This window comes from Maribacter antarcticus DSM 21422 (assembly GCF_000621125.1).
Classification (GTDB): domain Bacteria; phylum Bacteroidota; class Bacteroidia; order Flavobacteriales; family Flavobacteriaceae; genus Maribacter; species Maribacter antarcticus.
On sequence record NZ_KK211214.1, the window covers coordinates 398359 to 418855 of the forward strand.

Sequence of the window (20497 nt, forward strand, 5' to 3'; positions counted from 1 at the left end):
ATGTCAGTTAGAAAATTAAAACCAGTCACTCCTGGACAGCGTTTTAGAGTAGTAAATGGATTTGACGCCATTACTACTGATAAGCCGGAGAAGAGCTTGCTCGCTCCGTTAAAAAAGTCCGGAGGAAGAAACAGTCAAGGAAAAATGACCATACGCCAAAAAGGTGGTGGGCATAAAAGAAGATATCGGGTAATCGATTTCAAAAGGGATAAGCGTGACGTTGCGTCAACAGTTGATTCCATCGAATACGATCCTAATAGAACAGCGTTCGTTGCTTTATTGTCCTATGTTGATGGGGAGAAACGATACGTCATAGCACAAAATGGTCTTCAGGTAGGGCAACAGTTGTTGTCCGGTGTGAATGCGTCTCCAGAAATTGGTAACGCGATGCCTTTAACTGAAATACCATTAGGTACTATTATATCTTGTATCGAGTTAAGGCCTGGACAGGGTGCGGTTATGGCACGTAGTGCTGGTACATTTGCTCAGTTAATGGCAAAGGATGGTAAGTTTTGTACCGTGAAAATGCCCTCTGGGGAAACAAGATTGATTCTTTCTGCATGTATGGCAACAATAGGGGCTATATCCAATTCAGATCATCAATTGCTGGTATCCGGTAAGGCTGGTAGAAGTAGGTGGTTGGGCAGGAGGCCTAGAACAAGGCCAGTTGCAATGAATCCTGTCGATCACCCAATGGGTGGTGGTGAAGGAAGAGCATCGGGTGGTCATCCGAGATCAAGGAATGGTATTCCTGCTAAAGGATTTAGAACTCGTTCTAAGACTAAGAGCACAAATAAGTATATAATAGAACGTAGAAAGAAATAAAACTAGAAAGAAATGGCACGTTCACTAAAAAAAGGACCTTACGTTCATTATAGTTTGGAGAAAAAAATCCAACAGAGCGCATCTTCAGGTAAGAAGTCGGTTATAAAGACATGGTCAAGAGCTTCAATGATAACTCCTGATTTTGTCGGAATGACGATAGCGGTTCACAATGGAAGACAATTTGTTCCAGTTTTTGTAACTGAGAATATGGTTGGGCACAAACTGGGAGAATTTTCACCTACTAGATCTTTTAGAGGTCATGCGGGTGCAAAAAATAAAGGTAAAAAGTAAGCTATGGGAGTTCGTAAAAAACAAATGGCCGAAAGAATAAAGGCAGAAAAGAAAAAAGTTGCTTTTGCAAAGTTGAACAATTGTCCAACTTCCCCTAGAAAGATGAGACTTGTTGCGGATTTAATTCGTGGTGAGAAAGTAGAAAAGGCTTTGGCTATTCTGCGTTTCAATAGTAAGGAAGCTTCACGAAAGCTTGAAAAACTATTATTATCTGCACTAGCTAACTGGCAAGCAAAAAATGAGGATTCCAATGTGGAGGATGCTGAGTTGGTTGTTTCAGAGATTAGGGTAGACGGCGGTACTATGTTAAAGAGACTTAGACCGGCACCTCAAGGAAGAGCACATAGAATTAGAAAACGGTCCAACCATGTCACTTTAGTGTTGGGGTCTAACAATAATATAGCAAGCTAGAATGGGACAGAAAACAAATCCAATAGGAAATCGTCTTGGAATCATCAGAGGTTGGGAATCTAACTGGTACGGTGGAAACGATTACGGTGATAAGCTTGCCGAAGATAGTAAGATTAGAAAATATATTCATGCTAGACTATCTAAGGCTAGTGTGTCTAGGGTAATTATAGAGCGTACTTTAAAGTTGATAACCGTAACGGTTACTACGGCAAGACCAGGTATCATTATTGGTAAAGGAGGTCAAGAGGTGGATAAACTTAAGGAGGAACTTAAGAAGATTACCAATAAAGAGGTGCAGATTAATATATATGAGATCAAACGCCCTGAGGTAGATGCGAATTTAGTAGCAGCGAGCATAGCGCGTCAAATCGAAAGTAGAATTTCTTTTAGAAGAGCTATAAAAATGTCTATAACTGCTGCCATGAGAATGAATGCTGAAGGTATTAAAGTGCAAATATCTGGGAGATTGAATGGTGCTGAAATGGCGCGTTCAGAGACTTATAAAGATGGTCGCATTCCTTTATCTACTTTTAGGGCAGATATCGATTATGCATTGCATGAAGCTCAGACAACCTACGGTAAGTTAGGTATTAAGGTCTGGATTATGAAGGGTGAGGTCTATGGTAAAAGAGAGTTGTCTCCGTTAGTAGGTATGCAAAAAGGGCAATCTAAGGGGCCAAGTAATCAGGATGGTGGAAGAAAGCCACGTCGTAGAAAGTAATTTTAAAGAAGTAAAGAGATGTTACAACCTAAAAGAACGAAGTTTCGTAAAATGCAGAAGGGCCGTATGAAGGGTAATACCGGAAGAGGTCATCAGCTATCAAATGGTATGTTCGGTATAAAGTCTGTTGGTGATGCTGCGTTTTTAACCTCACGACAAATTGAAGCCGCTCGTATTGCAGCGACTAGATATATGAAGAGAGAGGGTCAGTTATGGATAAAGATTTTTCCAGACAAGCCTATTACCAAAAAGCCTTTAGAAGTACGTATGGGTAAAGGTAAGGGTGCTCCTGAGTATTTTGTTGCCGTAGTAAAACCAGGAAGAGTAATGTTTGAAATCGGTGGTGTATCTATGGATATAGCAAAAGAGGCACTTAGATTGGCGGCACAGAAGCTTCCCGTAAAGACAAAGTTTATTGTTGCAAGGGATTATTCACTTGATAATTAAGCGTAAGGAGTTATGAAAAAACAAGAAGTAAAAGAATTGTCTGTTGAAGGACTTACGGAGAAACTCATCGAGTATAAGAAACAACATGCGGATTTAAAAATGGCACATTTTGTAACGCCTTTGGAGAATCCACTTCAGATTAGGAAAGTTAGGAGAACTGTCGCTAGATTAGCCACAGAATTAACAAATAGGGAAAACCAATAACTGGTTCTGCTTTATGGAAGAAAAGAGAAATTTAAGAAAGGAAAGAGTTGGGGTTGTAACTAGTAACAAAATGGAGAAATCTATTGTTGTTGCCGAGGTAAAGCGTGTAAAGCACCCTATGTACGGTAAATTCGTTTTAAAAACGAAGAAATACGTCGCGCATGACGAGAAGAACGACTGCAGAGAAGGTGATACGGTAAAAATCATGGAGACACGTCCCATGAGTAAAACCAAATGTTGGAGGTTAGTAGAAATCTTAGAAAGAGCCAAATAAGTTATGTTACAGCAAGAATCTAGATTAAAGGTGGCGGATAATACAGGAGCGAAAGAGGTTTTAACCATTCGCGTCCTAGGTGGTACCAAAAGAAGGTATGCTTCGATTGGTGATAAGATTGTAGTAACTGTTAAGGAAGCTACGCCGAATGGAGGTATTAAAAAGGGTGCGGTTTCTACCGCAGTTGTAGTACGCACCAAGAAGGAAGTAAGAAGACCAGACGGATCGTATATAAGGTTTGATGATAATGCGTGTGTGCTATTGAATCCTACTGGTGAAATGCGAGGCACTAGGGTCTTTGGTCCTGTCGCAAGAGAGCTTAGGGATAAGCAGTTTATGAAAATTGTATCATTAGCCCCAGAGGTTTTATAATTGATTTCAGAAGATGAAAAAGTTAAAAATAAAAACAGGAGATACAGTTAGGGTTACTGCCGGGGATCATAAGGGTTCCGAGGGTAAGGTAATGTTGGTGAATCTTGAGAAGAATAAGGCCATTGTGGAGGGTGTGAATTTAGTTTCTAAGCATGAGAAACCAAGCGCAAAAAACCCTCAAGGTGGGATTGTCAAAAAAGAGGCTATGCTTCATATCTCTAATCTTTCACTTATCGATACTAAGTCAGGAGAGACGACTAGGGTTTCATATGAAGTAAGAGATGGCAAGAAAGTAAGAGTTTCCAAGAAATCTAAAGAAGTAATTTAGTTATGGCTTACGTTTCAAGATTAAAGAAGGAATATAGGGAGCGCATATTAGCAGCGCTTACCGAGGAGTTTAGTTACAAGAATGTAATGCAGGTTCCTAAATTAGAGAAAATAGTTGTAAGTAGAGGTGTTGGTGCTGCGGTAGCTGACAAAAAGCTTATCGATCATGCGATTGATGAGATGACTACTATAACCGGTCAGAAGGCCATTGCTACAATGTCTAAAAAAGATGTTGCTGCATTTAAATTGAGGAAAGGAATGCCTATCGGTGCCAAGGTTACATTACGTGGAGAACGTATGTATGAATTTTTGGACAGGTTGGTAACTTCAGCATTGCCTAGGGTTAGGGATTTTCAAGGTATTAGAGCTACAGGTTTTGATGGTCGTGGAAATTACAATCTTGGTGTTACTGAACAAATTATTTTTCCAGAAATCAATATTGATAAAATTAACCGTATCAACGGTATGGATATAACTTTTGTTACTTCTGCTGACACGGATAAGGAAGCAAAATCATTATTAACAGAAATGGGTTTACCTTTTAAAAAGAACTAGTATGGCTAAAGAATCAATGAAGGCCCGTGAAAGAAAAAGGGAAAGAACTGTAGCTAAATATGCTGAGAAGCGTAAGGCTTTGAAGGAAGCTGGAGACTATGAAGGACTACAGAAATTACCAAAAAACGCTTCACCTGTGCGGATGCACAATAGGTGTAAGATAACTGGTAGACCAAAGGGTTACATGAGAACTTTTGGTATTTCTAGGGTGACTTTTAGGGAAATGGCTAATCAAGGATTGATACCAGGTGTTCGAAAAGCGAGTTGGTAAAAAAAATTAACTTAACTGGTTTCAGGTTTAGTATAATACTAAAAACCGTGACCGAATTATATATAAATGGTAACAGATACTATAGCAGATTATCTAACGAGGGTTAGGAACGCAAGTAGAGCTGGACACAGGGTTGTTGAAATTCCTGCATCCAATCTAAAGAAAGAAATGACTAAAATATTATTCGACCAAGGATATATTTTAAGTTACAAGTTTGATGCTGATAAGGTTCAAGGGAGCATTAAAATTGCTTTGAAGTACGACAAGATTACGAAGGAGCCTGTAATCAGGAAAATACAACGTATAAGTAAGCCAGGTCTAAGAAAGTATGCTCCAAGTGAAGAGTTACCAAGGGTGCTTAATGGTTTGGGAATTGCAATCGTATCAACGTCACATGGTGTTATGACAAGTAAGCAGGCGAAAGCTGAAAATGTTGGCGGTGAAGTCTTATGCTACGTTTATTAATCGATTAAAGAGTTAGAAGATGTCTAGAATAGGAAATAATCCGATAGCAATTCCTGAGGGGGTTACAGTAGAAATCAGTGACAATATAATTACCGTTAAAGGTAAGTTAGGAGAGTTAAGTCAAGAGTATTCAGGTGTCGCTGTTAAAGTTGAGGATGGACAGGCTTGGGTGACAAGACCGTCTGATTCAAAAGAGCACAAGGCAAAACACGGACTTTACCGTTCTTTAGTTTTGAATATGGTTGAAGGTGTATCTAAAGGATGGACCAAGGAGTTAGAGTTGGTAGGGGTAGGTTACCGTGCCAGTAATCAGGGTCAAAAGTTAGAGTTGGCTTTAGGTTTTTCTCACAATATTGTTTTCAATATTGCTCAAGAAGTAAAGGTTGAGACAATTTCTGTAAAGGGTAAAAACCCGATTGTAAAACTAATGTCACATGACAAACAGTTGGTAGGTCACGTTGCTGCTAAAGTACGATCGTTCAGAAAATCCGAGCCTTACAAAGGAAAAGGTGTTAAGTTTGTTGGTGAAATATTAAGAAGAAAAGCTGGTAAGTCGGCTTAATAAGAATATTATGGGATTATCAAAAACACAAAGAAAATATAGAATCCGTAGAAGAATCCGAAAGGTATCTTCGGGAACTTCAGTAAAACCTAGGTTATCTGTTTTTAGGAGCAATACTGGGATTTATGCGCAACTTATTGATGATGTAAATGGTGTTACATTAGCATCTGCTTCATCACGAGACAAAAGCATTGCTTCCGAAAAAGGGACTAAAGTGGAGATGGCTGCTATAGTAGGTAAAGTAATTGCCGAAAAAGCATTGAAGGTTGGGTTAGATAAAGTGGCCTTTGATAGAGGTGGCAATTTGTATCATGGAAGGGTTAAATCTTTGGCCGAAGGGGCAAGGGAAGCTGGACTTAAATTTTAATATAACAGTATGTTTCAGAAATACAAAAACGTAGAAACCGTTAAGCCAGGAGGTTTAGATCTTAAAGATAGGTTGGTAGGGATACAACGTGTAACCAAAGTAACTAAGGGTGGTAGAGCTTTCGGGTTTTCAGCTATTGTTGTGGTAGGTGATGAGAGTGGTGTTGTAGGTCATGGCCTTGGAAAGTCTAAAGAAGTTGCTACGGCAATTGCAAAGGCTATAGAAGATGGAAAAAAGAATTTGATTCGAATTCCTTTGAATAAAGGAACATTGCCACATGAGCAAAAAGGAAAGTTTGGTGGCGCTCGTGTATATATTCAACCTGCATCTCAGGGTACAGGCGTTATAGCTGGTGGTGCAGTAAGAGCTGTATTAGAGGCTGTAGGCGTGCATGACGTTTTATCAAAATCACAAGGTTCATCTAACCCACATAACGTTGTAAAGGCAACATTTGATGCTTTATTACAACTAAGGGATGCAGGCACAATTGCTAAGCAAAGAGGTGTCTCCTTAGAAAAAGTTTTTAAAGGATAATTAAATAGGGTATTGGTTAGTACGTATATAGGTCCAATTATTCGATTTTTAGAGTTGAATAACGCTAATTATGAAGTGCTGATTACTAATTACTGAAAAATGGCAAAGATTAAAGTTAAGCAGGTTAAGAGTAGTATCAAGAAGCCACAAAACCAGAAACGGACTTTGGAAGCACTTGGATTGAAAAGAATTGGTCAGGTCGTTGAGCATGACGATACCAAGAATATCCTTGGAATGATAAATAAAGTACAACATTTAGTTTCTATAGAGGAAGCGTAAATATTAAGAACTCATGAATTTAAGTAATCTACAACCTGCGGAAGGTTCAGTAAATAGAGACGGAAAGCGTTTAGGAAGAGGACAGGGCTCCGGAAAAGGGGGTACTGCAGCTAGAGGTCATAAGGGTGCCAAATCAAGGTCTGGTTATTCAAAGAAAATTGGTTTTGAAGGTGGTCAGATGCCGCTACAACGTCGTGTTCCAAAGTTTGGTTTTACGAATATCAATCGTAAAGAGTACCAGGGAATCAACTTAGAGGTGCTACAGGCATTGGTTGATGATAAAGGGGTAAAAGATGTGGTAACGATGGAAACGCTCATAGAAAACAGGCTAGCACGAAAGAACGAGCTGGTTAAGATTTTAGGTGATGGAGAATTAAAAGCTTCCCTTAAGATTTCGGCACATAAATTTAGTGCAACGGCAAAAGCAGCGATTGAGGCTGCTGGTGGTGAGGCGATAAGCTTATAAGCATAAAAGAGAACATGAAGAAATTTATTGATACAATAGCCAATATTTGGAAGATAGAAGAGCTAAGGAATAGAATACTTATTACTTTAGGTCTTCTGCTGGTATATAGATTTGGTTGCCAAATTGTTCTCCCAGGAATAGATACTACACAATTGGGGGGGTTAGCAGATAGTACAGACCAAGGTATTTTCGGTCTTTTAAATGCCTTTACTGGTGGTGCCTTTGCAAATGCATCCATTTTCGCATTAGGGATAATGCCATATATATCTGCATCCATTGTGGTGCAGCTCATGGGAATTGCTATTCCTTATCTTCAAAAATTACAAAAAGAAGGTGAAAGTGGTCGTAAGACTATTAATCAAATTACAAGATGGTTGACTATTGCTATTTGTATTGTCCAAGCGCCAGCCTATTTGTACGGTTTAGAGGCATTTGGTGTTAGGGATACCGCTTTTTTATTAGGTAAGGGTTTAGATTTTATGGTTCCTGCGGTCATTATTTTGGTTACAGGGTGTGTCTTTGCGATGTGGTTAGGCGAAAAGATTACGGATAAGGGAATTGGTAATGGAATATCATTATTAATTATGATAGGTATTATAGCAACGATGCCGCAATCTTTTGTTCAGGAATTTATTTCCAGAACCACCGATAATAATGGGGGGCTTATGTTTATCCTTATTGAAGTCATACTTTGGTTCATGGTCATACTAGCATGTATATTATTGGTTATGGCTACGCGTCAAATACCGGTGCAGTACGCAAGAAGAACTGCGTCTGGAGGCTATGAGAAAAATGTTATGGGGTCGAGGCAGTATATACCGCTTAAGTTAAATGCGTCAGGTGTGATGCCTATAATATTTGCGCAGGCAATTATGTTTGTTCCTGGTTTGATAGGAAGTACGTTTGATGATACTGCTTTTGGGCAGTGGATGCAGGTAGAATTTTCTAATATATTTGGTTGGGCTTATAATATTTTATTTGCCGTGCTAATTATAGTATTCACATATTTCTATACGGCTATTACTGTTCCTACGAATAAGATGGCAGATGATTTAAAAAGAAGCGGTGGTTTTATTCCAGGTATTAGACCAGGGAAAGAAACAGGTGATTTTCTTGATAAAATCATGTCATTGATTACATTGCCTGGATCAGTATTTTTAGCATTATTAGCTATACTTCCGGCAGTGGTTGTATCTTTGCTAAATGTCCAAGCCGGATGGGCCTTATTTTATGGAGGAACATCACTATTAATAATGGTTGGTGTTGCCATCGATACGGTTCAACAAGTGAATTCATATCTATTGAATAGACATTACGATGGTTTGATGAAAACTGGTAAAAATAGAAAAGTAGCATAATTTATGGCTAAACAGGCAGCAATAGAACAGGATGGCGCTATTATAGAGGCATTGTCAAATGCAATGTTTCGTGTAGAGTTAGAAAATGGTCATGTGGTAACGGCGCATATATCTGGTAAAATGAGAATGCATTACATTAAGTTGTTGCCAGGAGATAAGGTTAAGCTTGAGATGAGTCCTTATGACCTAACAAAAGCAAGAATTACTTATAGATATTAAAATACAAGATGAAAGTAAGAGCATCAGTTAAGAAGAGAAGTGTGGACTGCAAGATTGTTCGCAGGAAAGGCAGGTTGTACGTAATCAACAAAAAGAATCCTAGATTTAAACAAAGACAAGGGTAATTATGGCAAGAATCGCGGGTATAGACATACCAAAACAAAAAAGAGGCGTGATTGCCTTGACTTATATTTTTGGAATCGGAAGAAGTAGGTCTAAAGATATTTTAGAGAAGGCACAGGTTAGTGAGGACACTAAGGTTTCTGATTGGAACGATGATGAAATCGGACGTATTAGGGAAGCAGTATCATTCTTCACGATAGAAGGTGAGTTGCGTTCTGAAACGCAATTAAACATCAAACGATTGATGGATATTGGCTGTTACAGAGGTATTCGCCATAGATCAGGATTGCCGTTAAGAGGTCAGCGTACAAAGAATAATTCTAGGACCAGAAAAGGAAAGCGTAAAACAGTTGCCAACAAGAAGAAGGCTACTAAATAATATAGAGGTATGGCAAAGGTAAATACTAAGGCAACCAAGAAACGTAAGGTAATAGTAGATTCTGTTGGCGAAGCTCATATAAGTGCTTCTTTCAATAATATAATTATCTCTTTAACAAATAAAAAAGGAGATGTTATATCTTGGTCCTCCGCTGGTAAGCTAGGATTTAGGGGTTCAAAAAAGAATACACCTTATGCAGCACAGGTAGCTGCTGAAGATTGTTCTAAGGTTGCACATGAAGCAGGGCTTAGAAAAGTAAAGGTGTATGTTAAAGGTCCTGGTAATGGGAGAGAATCTGCTATTAGGTCACTTCATAATTCTGGAATTGAGGTAACGGAGATTATCGATGTTACTCCTATGCCACATAATGGATGTAGGCCTCCAAAGAGAAGAAGAGTTTAATTAATTAATATATTTCACAGAAGGTGCAGTTACGATTATCGAAGGATAAGCCTTAATTCATAATCTCACTTTCATAACTTAAGAAAATGGCAAGATATACAGGACCAAAATCAAAAATCGCCCGTAAATTCGGAGAGGCGATATTCGGGGATGATAAATCGTTCGAAAAGAAGAATTATCCTCCGGGACAACACGGTAATGCCAGACGAAGAGGTAAGAAGTCTGAGTACTCTGTCCAGTTGATGGAGAAACAAAAAGCTAAGTACTCTTACGGTATCTTAGAAAAACAATTCAGAAATCTTTTTGCAAAGGCCAATAGAAGTAAAGGTGTTACTGGGGAAGTATTGCTACAGTTATGTGAGTCTCGTTTAGACAACGTGGTTTATAGAATGGGTGTATCTCCTACTAGAAGTGGCGCTAGGCAACTGGTTTCCCATAGGCATATTACAGTAAATGGTGAGTTGGTAAATATACCTTCTTATAGTTTAAAAGCAGGGGATGTAGTAGGTGTGCGTGAGAAATCAAAATCTTTACAAAGTATTCAGGATTCATTGGCAGCGAATAGTTCGGTCTATGAGTGGATGACATGGAACACTGCAACAATGCAGGGTAACTTTGTTGCCATTCCAGAAAGATTGCAGATTCCTGAAAATATCAAGGAACAACTAATAGTCGAGTTATACTCTAAATAAACAACACTGATCTAATTATGGCATTATTTAATTTTCAGAAGCCCGATAAAGTAATAATGATCGACTCTTCAGATTTCGAAGGGAAGTTTGAATTTCGTCCTTTGGAACCTGGTTATGGTTTAACTGTTGGGAATGCATTAAGAAGGGTATTGCTTTCTTCATTAGAAGGCCATGCTATTACGTCTGTAAGAATCGATAAGGTTGAGCATGAATTCTCGGTTATACCAGGGGTTGTGGAAGATGTGACCGAGATAATTTTAAATTTAAAGCAAGTACGCTTTAAAAAACAGATTGAAGATTCAGAAGCAGAGGTAGTTTCTATTTCAATTAGTGGTAAAGAGCAATTGACGGCTGGAGATTTTCAGAAGTTTATTTCGGGATATCAAGTATTGAACTCCGACTTAGTCATTTGTAACATGGATCCCAAGGTAAATATCAATATGGAGATTACCATAGAGAAGGGAAGAGGATATGTTCCAGCCGAAGAGAATAAAAAATCTGGTACGCCAATTGGAACTATCGCTATCGATTCTATATTCACACCAATCAAAAATGTTAAATATAGTATAGAGAATTTTCGTGTAGAGCAGAAGACAGATTACGAAAAGTTGGTTTTCGAAATTGTTTCTGACGGTTCTATTCATCCTAAAGATGCGCTTACAGAAGCTGCAAAAGTTTTGATACATCACTTTATGTTATTCTCAGATGAGCGTATAACCTTAGAGGCAGATGAAATCGCTCAGACAGAGACGTATGACGAGGAGTCCTTACACATGAGGCAGTTATTGAAAACAAAACTTGTAGATATGGATTTATCCGTGCGTGCATTGAATTGTTTAAAAGCTGCTGAAGTAGATACACTTGGTGATTTAGTTTCTTTCAACAAGAATGACTTGATGAAGTTTAGAAACTTTGGTAAAAAATCTTTGACGGAGCTTGAGGAACTAGTAATTAATAAGGGGTTGAGCTTTGGTATGGATTTGTCAAAATATAAGTTAGATAAAGATTAATTAATCATATTTTGCTCTCTGCCCGAGGTAGATTTGGTAGCAAGATGATAAAAATGAATTATGAGACACGGTAAAAAAATAAATCACTTAGGCAGAAAGAAAGCACATAGGCACGCTATGTTAGCGAATATGGCTTGCTCTTTGATTGAGCACAAGAGAATAAATACTACGGTTGCAAAGGCAAAGGCTTTAAAGCAGTTCGTAGAACCTTTGATTACTAAATCTAAGGCAGAGAATAATAAGTCCACTGAAAAAGGTACGCACAACAGACGTGTCGTTTTCAGAAACTTGAGAGATAAATTTGCGATAACTGAGCTGTTCAGTGTAGTATCAGAAAAGGTAGCGGATAGACCAGGGGGTTATACTAGAATTATAAAACTAGGAACACGTCTTGGAGATAACGCAGATATGGCTATGATAGAGTTGGTAGATTTCAATGAGATTTATAACGCAGGCAAACCAGCTAAGAAATCTACAAGGAGAAGTAGAAGAGGTTCAGGTGCGAAAACCGAAACGTCCTCTACAGAAGCTGTAGAAGAGCAAACTGAAGCGGCAACGGATGTGGTTTCAGAGGTAGAAAAAGAGGTACAGACAGATGAAGATGTTAAAACTGATGACTCTGAAAAATAAAATGTCAATAAATAGTGATAATTTTAAAAGGATAAGCTTTAACGCTTATCCTTTTTTTATGTTTTTTTGTTAAGTAATAATCTAGTAGAAGAAGGTATGAAGTATCAATCCAAAAAGAAAGCGTTAATATTACTAGCTGATGGGACTATTTTTCACGGTAAATCTGTAGGCAATAAAGAAGGTACAGCATTTGGTGAAGTTTGTTTTAATACTGGTATGACCGGCTATCAGGAGATTTTTACCGATCCTTCCTATTTTGGCCAGCTGATGGTTACAACAAATGCACATATTGGAAACTATGGAACAAACACTGATGAAGTGGAGTCAGATTCGGTTAAAATAGCAGGACTAATTTGTCGAAATTTTAGTTATCAGTACTCTAGGCCCTTGGCAGACGCTAGTTTAGAAGAGTTTCTTGACCACGGTAAACTTTTTGCTATATCCGATGTAGATACACGAGCCTTAGTAGGTTATATTCGAGATAATGGTGCTATGAACGCTGTTATTTCTACAGACGTTGAGAATATAGAACACCTTAAGGAAAAGCTAAAGGAAGTACCAAGTATGGAAGGTTTGGAGCTTGCGTCAAAGGTATCTGCTAACGAGACCTATTTCTATGGTGATGAAAGTGCGACATATAAGATAGCTGCCTTAGATATAGGAATCAAAAAAAATATACTAAGAAATCTGGCTAAACGGAATGCTTACATAAAGGTATTTCCATATAACGCAAGTTTTGAAGAACTCTCTGCTTGGAGTCCGGATGCGTATTTTATTTCAAATGGGCCAGGAGATCCAGAGCCCTTGATTGATGCAATTGCAGCAGCTAAAGCGATAATTGAGACTAACAAACCGTTATTCGGTATTTGCTTAGGGCATCAAGTAATTGCACTAGCAAACGGTGTATCTACTTATAAGATGCACAACGGACATAGGGGTATTAATCATCCTGTTTTGAACTTAGGAACTGGAAAGGGAGAAATCACTTCACAAAATCATGGATTTGCCATAAATAGGGAGGAAACAGAAGCTAATGAGCTTCTTGAAATTACACATGTACATTTAAACGACCATACTGTCGCAGGAATAAAAATGAAGGGTAAGGATGTTTTCTCTGTGCAATACCATCCTGAGGCTAGTCCAGGTCCTAACGATGCAGATTATCTTTTTGATGATTTTTTTAAATTAATCGAGAAAAACACAAAAGAGATAGCCAAAGTTTGAAGAATCCATATTTTATTGGCAATAACAGGTGTATGAGGACATCTATGCATGCAGTGTTTTGTACCTTTAGCCAGCAATAATTAATCAATTTTAATAATAAGATACAATGAGTATTATACTAAGTGTTCACGCAAGGCAAATTTTTGATTCTAGGGGTAATCCTACAGTAGAGGTAGATGTAATTACCGAAAATGGTGTAATGGGAAGAGCAGCGGTTCCATCCGGAGCTTCGACCGGTGAACACGAAGCTGTTGAACTACGTGATGGTGGTAGTGCTTTTATGGGTAAGGGGGTTACCAAAGCTGTTTCTAACGTAAACACTATCATAGCTGAAGAAATTTTAGGAATGTCGGTCTTTGATCAGAACCTCTTAGACCAAACGATGATCGATTTAGATGGTACACCCAATAAATCTAAATTAGGCGCGAATGCTATTTTAGGTGTTTCGCTTGCTGCGGCTAAAGCTGCTGCTAACGAGTTAGGGTTATCCTTGTTTAGATACGTAGGAGGCGTAAGCGCCAATACGTTGCCGGTGCCAATGATGAATATTATAAATGGTGGTTCACATTCAGATGCACCTATTGCATTTCAAGAGTTTATGGTGATGCCGGTAAAGGCAAAGAGCTTTTCACATGCCATGCAAATGGGAACAGAAATTTTCCATAGCCTTAAAAAGGTATTACACGATAGAGGGCTAAGTACCGCAGTTGGTGATGAGGGTGGTTTTGCGCCAAATCTTGCTGGTGGAACTGAAGATGCTTTGGATACTATCGCAATAGCAGTGGAAAAGGCAGGGTACAAATTAGGGGATGATGTGATGATTGCACTAGATTGTGCAGCAGCCGAGTTCTTCGTGGATGGTAAGTACGATTATACTAAATTTGAAGGGGGTAAAGGAATTATTAGAACTTCTGAGGAGCAGGCTCAATATTTAGCTGACTTATCTGCAAAATATCCTATCCTTTCTATAGAGGACGGTATGGACGAGAATGATTGGGATGGATGGAAGTCCTTGACCGATAAAATTGGAGATAAGGTGCAACTAGTCGGAGACGACCTTTTTGTAACCAATGTAGAGCGTTTATCAACAGGAATAGCAAAGGGAATTGCAAATTCTATTTTGATTAAGGTAAACCAAATAGGAACCCTTACCGAAACTATTGCAGCAGTTAACATGGCAAAGAATGCAGGTTATACCTCAGTGATGTCGCATCGCTCAGGTGAAACAGAAGACAATACTATCGCAGATTTGGCGGTAGCATTGAATACTGGTCAGATAAAAACCGGTTCTGCTTCACGATCCGATCGTATGGCAAAGTACAATCAGTTACTTAGAATCGAAGAGGAATTAGGAAGTATGGCATATTATCCTCAAGAGAAAGCTTTCAAAATCAATTAACAACCACTATTGTTGTTTAAAGCCTTTCTTAATCGGAAAGGCTTTTTTTTGGTTTAATTCAAAAAAGATGCCTACCTTTTTAGAGCATAATAATTAATCTCTCCTATTTAGATTTATATGAATAACTTTCTTTTTGTCGCTGCCGAAAACGATGCCATACCAAATTGTAAAGCCGGTGGAATGGGTGATGTGGTGCGTGATGTACCAAGGGAGATTGCTAAGCGTGGTGATACCGTTCATGTGGTTGTACCAGCTTATTCCAGACTGCACAGAGATGGTATTTTTATAACAAATCTAGATTTCAATCTTCGCGGTATGACCTATCGCGCAGAATTGTATCAAGTTATACCTAAAAAGGAAATAGTTAACATTGTTCACTACGTAATTCATCATCCAGAAATAGAGGAAGGTGGTATTGCCCATATTTATCATGATGACCCAACAGAGCCATTTTATAATGACTTTGTCAAATTTATGATTTTTAACACCGCAGTTGCGGAAGCCATTAAAATAGAAGTTTTTGGTCAATTGGATATTGTTCACATGCACGATTGGCATTCAAGTGCGGTATTGTTTTTAAAGGCTTATCATCCAAATTATAGGGCCTTAAGGAAGATGCGTTATGTGTACAGCATACATAACCTTGCCATACAAGGTATTCGTCCGTTTTATAATAATTACGCTTCAGTAAACCAGTGGTTCCCGGAAATCAATTTAGACCATGCGGTACTTATGGATCCTAGATATCAGGACTGTATAAATCTGATGGCCGTAGGAATACGTTTGGCAGATGCGGTACATACCGTTTCCCCTTCCTATAAGGAAGATGTATTACTACCCAGCAGAAAACCAGAGTTTATTGGAGGGGAAGCATTGGAGAAAGATTTACAAAAAGCAGACAATGAGGGGCGTCTTTTTGGGATATTGAACGCTTCCAACTATGGAAACATTAGAGTTGCAGAGACTGGTTTTCTTTATAGGAATACAGTAAAGGCTATTTTTAGGTGGTTACAGGATGAATCTAAAAAATATAAGGCTGATTTTTTAGCGCATACAGGAGAAAAAATTATGGAGCATGTTGGTAACAGACCAAAGTTCATTGTATCTAGTGTGGCGAGGTTAACAGAACAAAAATTCTATTTTTTTAAACGTTCTCCGGAAGCTTTAGAGCAAATCTTAGCACGTTTAGAATCTGTAGGTGGAATATTTATTTTATTAGGAACAGGTGATCCGGACTACGAGGATTACTTTCGGAATATGAGCTATAAACACAAGAATTTCATATTCACCAATGGCCAATCCGAAGACTTAATCGATTCTATGTATTTAGAGACTGATCTTTATTTTATGCCTAGTCTTTTTGAGCCGTGCGGTATTAGCCAAATGTTAGCCATGAGAAACGGTAATCCATGTTTGGTTCATCATTCGGGTGGTTTAAAGGATACCGTGCATCATATGAAAACAGGATTTGTTTTTGATGGGAATACGTACGATGAGAAAATAAGGAATATGGTTTCTAGTTTTGATGAAGCATTAACGCTCTGGGAGAATGACCAACCTAAATGGAAGAGGATAAAGGAAAACGCAAAAAAAGCAAGATTTACTTGGGAAAAATCCTTGGATGAATATTATAAATCACTTTATTTGTTATAGTTCTCTTTAGACCAGTTGTAATCTCTTGAAACCACCATGTTAATTATTGTTTAAAGCGATTTACATAATTGTTAAAATGACTGTTTTTATGTATGTTTACTTTTACATAACCACTAATTTATAAGAATGTCAGATAAAGCTACTTTAGAGTATAATGGTAAAACGTATGAGTTTCCTGTAATAAAGGGAACTGAAGATGAGCTTGCTATTGATATCAAAACCTTACGTATGGCTACCCATGGAATCATTACTATAGATCCAGGGTTTAAGAATACAGGATCATGTAAAAGTGAAATTACGTTTTTGGACGGGGAGAAAGGAATTTTAAGATATCGAGGGTATTCTATTGAAGAGCTAGCGGAAAAGGCAGGTTTTCTGGAAGTTGCCTATTTGCTGATTTTTGGAGAGTTGCCAAACAAGGAACAATTAGAAGCTTTTCATGTAGATATTAAAAATGAATCACATGTAGATGAAGAGATGAAAAAGATTTTGGATGCTTTTCCAAAATCTGCGCATCCAATGGGTGTTCTTTCCTCGTTAACCAGTGCGCTTATTGCTTTTAATCCTGCTTCTGTCAATGTCACGTCTAAGGACGAGATGTATGGAGCTATTGTTCGCATTTTGGCTAAATTTCCTGTATTGGTATCTTGGACCCTTAGAAAGAAAAAAGGCTTGCCGTTGGATTATGGTGATGATTCTCTTGGTTATGTAGAGAATATCCACAAAATGATGTTCAAAAAGCCTACCCAAGAGTATAAAAGAAATAAGATTGTAATTGATGCTTTGGATAAGTTATTGATACTTCATGCGGACCATGAGCAGAATTGTTCTACGTCTACTGTACGTATTGTAGGATCTTCTCATGCGGGCTTATTTGCATCTCTTTCTGCAGGAATTTCTGCCTTATGGGGCCCATTACATGGCGGAGCTAACCAAGCTGTTTTAGAAATGTTGGAAGCCATACAAGAGGATGGTGGCGATACTAAAAAATATATGGCTAAGGCCAAGGATAAGAATGATCCGTTTAGATTAATGGGCTTTGGACATAGAGTGTATAAGAACTTCGATCCAAGGGCAAAAATCATAAAAGTAGCTGCTGAAGAAGTATTGGCAGATTTAGGAATGGATGATCCTATCTTGGAAATAGCGAAGGGATTAGCAAAGGAAGCTTTGGAAGACCAATATTTTGTTGACCGAAAGTTATATCCAAATGTAGATTTCTATTCTGGTATTATCTACAGAGCATTAGGTATTCCAACCGAAATGTTTACTGTGATGTTCGCTTTAGGAAGGCTGCCTGGTTGGATAGCACAATGGAGAGAAATGCGTTTGAACGGTGAACCTATTGGTAGACCAAGACAAGTGTATATGGGAGAAACCCATAGATCTTTTGTCCCACTCGATAAAAGGTAGATTGCTACCTTATAAAAAAAAACAAGAAAGCTCTTTTAGTTTAAAGGAGCTTTTTTTTGGTTAAAAACGAGATTTAATTTTATTGACACTGTTATGCTAGAACTGAATATCAAAGACGAAATAGCGCCTTTAAAAGCGGTTGTTTTAGGTACCGCAAAAAGTTGTGGCCCAATCCCTAATCCGGAGGAGGCTTATGACCCAAAGTCTTTGGAGCATATATTGGCGGGCACGTATCCAAAAGAGGTAGATATGATTAGGGAAATGGAAGCTTTTGCCAATGTTTTTAAAAAGTACCATGTAAAGGTCTATAGGCCAGAAGTCCTTGAGGGCTGTAATCAGATTTTTTCTAGAGATATCGCCTTTGTTATAGAAGACAAGTTGGTGATTGCAAATATATTACCCGATAGGGAGCAAGAGGTGGAAGCTGTATTGCATGTTTTAGATAATATCGATGACACCCATATCTTATATCCGCCAGAAGAAGTGCATGTAGAAGGTGGTGATGTGATGCCTTGGAACGATTACCTTTTTGTTGGAACGTATACGGCAGTGGATTATGCAATGCACATTACGGCAAGAACAAATAAGCACGCGGTAGATTGGTTGACAAGTCAATTCCCTAATAAAAAGGTAAAATCATTTGAGCTTAGAAAATCTATCAATGCAAAAGAGAACGCCCTTCATTTAGACTGTTGTTTTCAACCTTTGGGTAATGGAAAAGCAATTCTGCATAAAAATGGATTTTTAGAGGAAACCGAATACCAATGGTTGGTTGATTTTTTTGGTTCGGAAAACATATTCGAGATTACATCCGATGAAATGTACAACATGTTCAGTAACGTTTTTTCTATTTCCCCAGATGTTATCGTTTCTGAAAAAAACTTTACCAGATTAAACAATTGGCTAAGGGGTGAAGGTTTTACCGTAGAGGAAATACCATATGCAGAAATAGCCAAACAAGAAGGACTTTTAAGATGTAGTACCTTGCCACTAATACGGGAGTAATTAAATAGAATATGCAGATAACCAACACAATATTGATGATACGCCCAGTTGCCTTTCGGATGAACGAGCAAACCACAATAAATAATTATTTTCAGGAAGATTTAAATGTTAAGAGGCAAACCATAAATGAGCGAGCACAAACAGAGTTTGATGATTTTGTAGCAGTTCTAAGACAGAAGGGAGTTAACGTTATCGTAGTAGATGATAAAAAGGAAAACGACAGTCCAGACTCTATTTTTCCAAACAACTGGGTCTCTTTTCACAAATCGGGAACAGTAGCTATATATCCTATGTTCGCAGAAAATCGACGTAAGGAAAGAAGAGAGGATATTTTTGATATTCTAGAAGAGAAAGGGTATGTGATAAATGATGTTGTTGATTATACTTCGGCAGAGCTCGAAGGTATTTACCTAGAGGGGACTGGAAGTATTTTAAAGGATAGAGTACATCAAAAAGCCTATTGCGCATTATCACAAAGAGCCGATGAAGAACTGTTCATAGAATTTTGCGAAGATTTTGATTGTTTTCCTGTTATTTTTACTGCAAATCAGTCTGTAAACGGTAAGCGTATGCCTATTTATCATACTAATGTTATGATGGCAATGGCAGAGTCCTTTGCCGTAATATGTTTAAATACAATAGACGATAAGAAGGAACGTAAGAATGTAGTAGCGCACCTAAAAAATGATGGTAAGGAAATTATAATCATTAGCGAACAACAGATGCATCATTTTGCGGGCAATATGCTTCAGGTTATTGGTGCAGATGAGCAACGTTTTATGGTCATGAGTTCGGCCGCATACAACTCCTTAAAACCAGAACAGCTTTTAGCTATACGTAAGCATTGCGAAATTATTCACAGTTCATTAGAGACTATTGAAGCCTGTGGTGGCGGCAGTGCGCGTTGTATGATGGCAGAGGTGTTTTTACCTAGGGTCTAGATTTTTTAAAACCCTTTAGTAAGATTTGTTTTACTTTTATTTTGCATGTTTTAGTGTTGTATCAACCTGCAGCAAGTAGGTTCTTATGGAACCGATTTGCCTTTTTTTTGCTCTTTAGCTGAAGCCCACTTACTCTTTTGTGCGAGTAACAAAAACATTTCATAAGCAAAACTACTGATGAAAAGGCGAAAGATGTTAGCTCAATACTCCTGATTGGAAAGCCTATCTCATCAGTACAAATTTTAACTTCTATTTTCACGTGCTTCTCCGCTGAGCACATAATACACATGCTAGATGTCTCTAGCTTGCTTTTCTTTCAGAGTACTCATGAAGTGTGGCTACTTATCCCTTTATTAAGTAAAGATTTCGTATTGCTTTTCTACACGTGAGTCCTTCCTTTTAATACCGTATTATGTACTTGTACAATTACAACTAATAAACCATACAGCGTTACCAATGCGTAACATGCAGCACAACTAAAACCAGTATCCGTTTTATTGCAATCTTCACCTTAGGGCATGGGTTGCGAATCTTAATCATTATACGTTTTAAAATGCCAACACATCATTTATTAGTGTGGCTATTTTCTAGGCGAAGAGCAGGAAGAATTAGTTGGTCTGTTTCACCACCATGAAAAAATGATTCATTCCAATGAACTGTCCTTAATATCTATTAAAC

The 20497-nt window shown here is 38.1% G+C and carries 31 protein-coding genes; all 31 read left to right on the plus strand.

Annotated elements, in window-relative coordinates; translation table 11 throughout:
* Nucleotides 1–825 carry a 50S ribosomal protein L2 gene (gene rplB, locus Q360_RS0118190; RefSeq protein ID WP_027078351.1) on the plus strand — a complete coding sequence of 275 codons (825 nt, stop codon included), beginning with the start codon at nt 1–3 and terminating at the stop codon, nt 823–825.
* A 12-nt stretch (nt 826–837) separates the two neighbouring features.
* Nucleotides 838–1116: a 30S ribosomal protein S19 gene (gene rpsS, locus Q360_RS0118195; RefSeq protein ID WP_027078352.1), complete on the plus strand. Its 279-nt coding sequence runs from the start codon at nt 838–840 to the stop codon at nt 1114–1116.
* A gap of 3 nt (nt 1117–1119) precedes the next feature.
* Nucleotides 1120–1527, plus strand: a complete 408-nt coding sequence (gene rplV, locus Q360_RS0118200; RefSeq protein WP_027078353.1) for a 50S ribosomal protein L22 — start codon at nt 1120–1122, stop codon at nt 1525–1527.
* Between the two features lies 1 nt (nt 1528).
* The gene (gene rpsC, locus Q360_RS0118205; protein ID WP_027078354.1) at nt 1529–2248 is read left to right on the plus strand and encodes a 30S ribosomal protein S3; all 720 of its coding nucleotides are present in this window, start codon (nt 1529–1531) and stop codon (nt 2246–2248) included.
* A gap of 18 nt (nt 2249–2266) precedes the next feature.
* Complete coding sequence (gene rplP, locus Q360_RS0118210; RefSeq protein WP_027078355.1) at nt 2267–2695, plus strand: 50S ribosomal protein L16; 429 nt, start codon at nt 2267–2269, stop codon at nt 2693–2695.
* Nucleotides 2696–2707: 12 nt separating this feature from the next.
* A complete protein-coding gene (rpmC, locus tag Q360_RS0118215) occupies nt 2708–2899 on the plus strand; it encodes a 50S ribosomal protein L29 (protein ID WP_027078356.1) in 192 nt (63 codons plus the stop codon).
* A 13-nt stretch (nt 2900–2912) separates the two neighbouring features.
* The gene (gene rpsQ, locus Q360_RS0118220) at nt 2913–3173 is read left to right on the plus strand and encodes a 30S ribosomal protein S17 (RefSeq protein WP_027078357.1); all 261 of its coding nucleotides are present in this window, start codon (nt 2913–2915) and stop codon (nt 3171–3173) included.
* Nucleotides 3174–3176: 3 nt separating this feature from the next.
* A complete protein-coding gene (gene rplN, locus Q360_RS0118225; protein ID WP_013993867.1) occupies nt 3177–3545 on the plus strand; it encodes a 50S ribosomal protein L14 in 369 nt (122 codons plus the stop codon).
* A gap of 13 nt (nt 3546–3558) precedes the next feature.
* On the plus strand, nt 3559–3873 hold the full coding sequence (gene rplX, locus Q360_RS0118230) for a 50S ribosomal protein L24 (protein ID WP_027078358.1): 315 nt from the start codon (nt 3559–3561) through the stop codon (nt 3871–3873).
* Nucleotides 3874–3875: 2 nt separating this feature from the next.
* Nucleotides 3876–4427 (plus strand): 50S ribosomal protein L5, encoded by a 552-nt coding sequence (gene rplE / locus Q360_RS0118235; protein ID WP_027078359.1) that lies wholly within the window; start codon nt 3876–3878, stop codon nt 4425–4427.
* A gap of 1 nt (nt 4428) precedes the next feature.
* Entirely contained in the window at nt 4429–4698 is a 270-nt protein-coding gene (gene rpsN / locus Q360_RS0118240; protein WP_027078360.1) for a 30S ribosomal protein S14, read from the plus strand.
* A gap of 66 nt (nt 4699–4764) precedes the next feature.
* Nucleotides 4765–5163, plus strand: a complete 399-nt coding sequence (gene rpsH, locus Q360_RS0118245) for a 30S ribosomal protein S8 (RefSeq protein ID WP_027078361.1) — start codon at nt 4765–4767, stop codon at nt 5161–5163.
* 19 nt (nt 5164–5182) lie between these two features.
* Entirely contained in the window at nt 5183–5725 is a 543-nt protein-coding gene (gene rplF, locus Q360_RS0118250) for a 50S ribosomal protein L6 (RefSeq protein ID WP_027078362.1), read from the plus strand.
* Nucleotides 5726–5735: 10 nt separating this feature from the next.
* Nucleotides 5736–6092: a 50S ribosomal protein L18 gene (gene rplR / locus Q360_RS0118255; protein WP_027078363.1), complete on the plus strand. Its 357-nt coding sequence runs from the start codon at nt 5736–5738 to the stop codon at nt 6090–6092.
* A gap of 9 nt (nt 6093–6101) precedes the next feature.
* Nucleotides 6102–6626, plus strand: coding sequence for a 30S ribosomal protein S5 (gene rpsE / locus Q360_RS0118260; protein WP_027078364.1), 525 nt, complete (start codon nt 6102–6104; stop codon nt 6624–6626).
* Nucleotides 6627–6725: 99 nt separating this feature from the next.
* On the plus strand, nt 6726–6905 hold the full coding sequence (gene rpmD, locus Q360_RS0118265; RefSeq protein ID WP_027078365.1) for a 50S ribosomal protein L30: 180 nt from the start codon (nt 6726–6728) through the stop codon (nt 6903–6905).
* A 13-nt stretch (nt 6906–6918) separates the two neighbouring features.
* Nucleotides 6919–7371, plus strand: coding sequence for a 50S ribosomal protein L15 (gene rplO, locus Q360_RS0118270; RefSeq protein WP_027078366.1), 453 nt, complete (start codon nt 6919–6921; stop codon nt 7369–7371).
* A 14-nt stretch (nt 7372–7385) separates the two neighbouring features.
* The gene (gene secY, locus Q360_RS0118275; protein WP_027078367.1) at nt 7386–8729 is read left to right on the plus strand and encodes a preprotein translocase subunit SecY; all 1344 of its coding nucleotides are present in this window, start codon (nt 7386–7388) and stop codon (nt 8727–8729) included.
* Nucleotides 8730–8732: 3 nt separating this feature from the next.
* Entirely contained in the window at nt 8733–8948 is a 216-nt protein-coding gene (infA, locus tag Q360_RS0118280) for a translation initiation factor IF-1 (protein ID WP_027078368.1), read from the plus strand.
* Between the two features lie 8 nt (nt 8949–8956).
* Nucleotides 8957–9073, plus strand: a complete 117-nt coding sequence (gene ykgO, locus Q360_RS25445; protein WP_076732133.1) for a type B 50S ribosomal protein L36 — start codon at nt 8957–8959, stop codon at nt 9071–9073.
* A gap of 2 nt (nt 9074–9075) precedes the next feature.
* Complete coding sequence (gene rpsM, locus Q360_RS0118285; RefSeq protein ID WP_027078369.1) at nt 9076–9450, plus strand: 30S ribosomal protein S13; 375 nt, start codon at nt 9076–9078, stop codon at nt 9448–9450.
* Nucleotides 9451–9459: 9 nt separating this feature from the next.
* Nucleotides 9460–9852, plus strand: coding sequence for a 30S ribosomal protein S11 (rpsK, locus tag Q360_RS0118290; RefSeq protein ID WP_027078370.1), 393 nt, complete (start codon nt 9460–9462; stop codon nt 9850–9852).
* 86 nt (nt 9853–9938) lie between these two features.
* Nucleotides 9939–10544 carry a 30S ribosomal protein S4 gene (gene rpsD, locus Q360_RS0118295; RefSeq protein WP_027078371.1) on the plus strand — a complete coding sequence of 202 codons (606 nt, stop codon included), beginning with the start codon at nt 9939–9941 and terminating at the stop codon, nt 10542–10544.
* Nucleotides 10545–10561: 17 nt separating this feature from the next.
* A complete protein-coding gene (locus Q360_RS0118300) occupies nt 10562–11554 on the plus strand; it encodes a DNA-directed RNA polymerase subunit alpha (protein ID WP_027078372.1) in 993 nt (330 codons plus the stop codon).
* A gap of 60 nt (nt 11555–11614) precedes the next feature.
* Nucleotides 11615–12184, plus strand: a complete 570-nt coding sequence (gene rplQ / locus Q360_RS23865; RefSeq protein WP_084273501.1) for a 50S ribosomal protein L17 — start codon at nt 11615–11617, stop codon at nt 12182–12184.
* A gap of 96 nt (nt 12185–12280) precedes the next feature.
* Nucleotides 12281–13408, plus strand: coding sequence for a glutamine-hydrolyzing carbamoyl-phosphate synthase small subunit (gene carA, locus Q360_RS0118310; protein WP_027078373.1), 1128 nt, complete (start codon nt 12281–12283; stop codon nt 13406–13408).
* A 106-nt stretch (nt 13409–13514) separates the two neighbouring features.
* Entirely contained in the window at nt 13515–14807 is a 1293-nt protein-coding gene (gene eno / locus Q360_RS0118315) for a phosphopyruvate hydratase (protein WP_027078374.1), read from the plus strand.
* Between the two features lie 117 nt (nt 14808–14924).
* The gene (locus tag Q360_RS0118320) at nt 14925–16460 is read left to right on the plus strand and encodes a glycogen synthase (RefSeq protein ID WP_027078375.1); all 1536 of its coding nucleotides are present in this window, start codon (nt 14925–14927) and stop codon (nt 16458–16460) included.
* 126 nt (nt 16461–16586) lie between these two features.
* Nucleotides 16587–17873, plus strand: a complete 1287-nt coding sequence (locus Q360_RS0118325; RefSeq protein ID WP_027078376.1) for a citrate synthase — start codon at nt 16587–16589, stop codon at nt 17871–17873.
* Nucleotides 17874–17966: 93 nt separating this feature from the next.
* Complete coding sequence (locus Q360_RS0118330; protein WP_027078377.1) at nt 17967–18878, plus strand: dimethylarginine dimethylaminohydrolase family protein; 912 nt, start codon at nt 17967–17969, stop codon at nt 18876–18878.
* Between the two features lie 11 nt (nt 18879–18889).
* Entirely contained in the window at nt 18890–19819 is a 930-nt protein-coding gene (gene ctlX, locus Q360_RS0118335) for a citrulline utilization hydrolase CtlX (protein ID WP_027078378.1), read from the plus strand.
* The last annotated feature ends 678 nt before the right edge of the window (nt 19820–20497 follow it).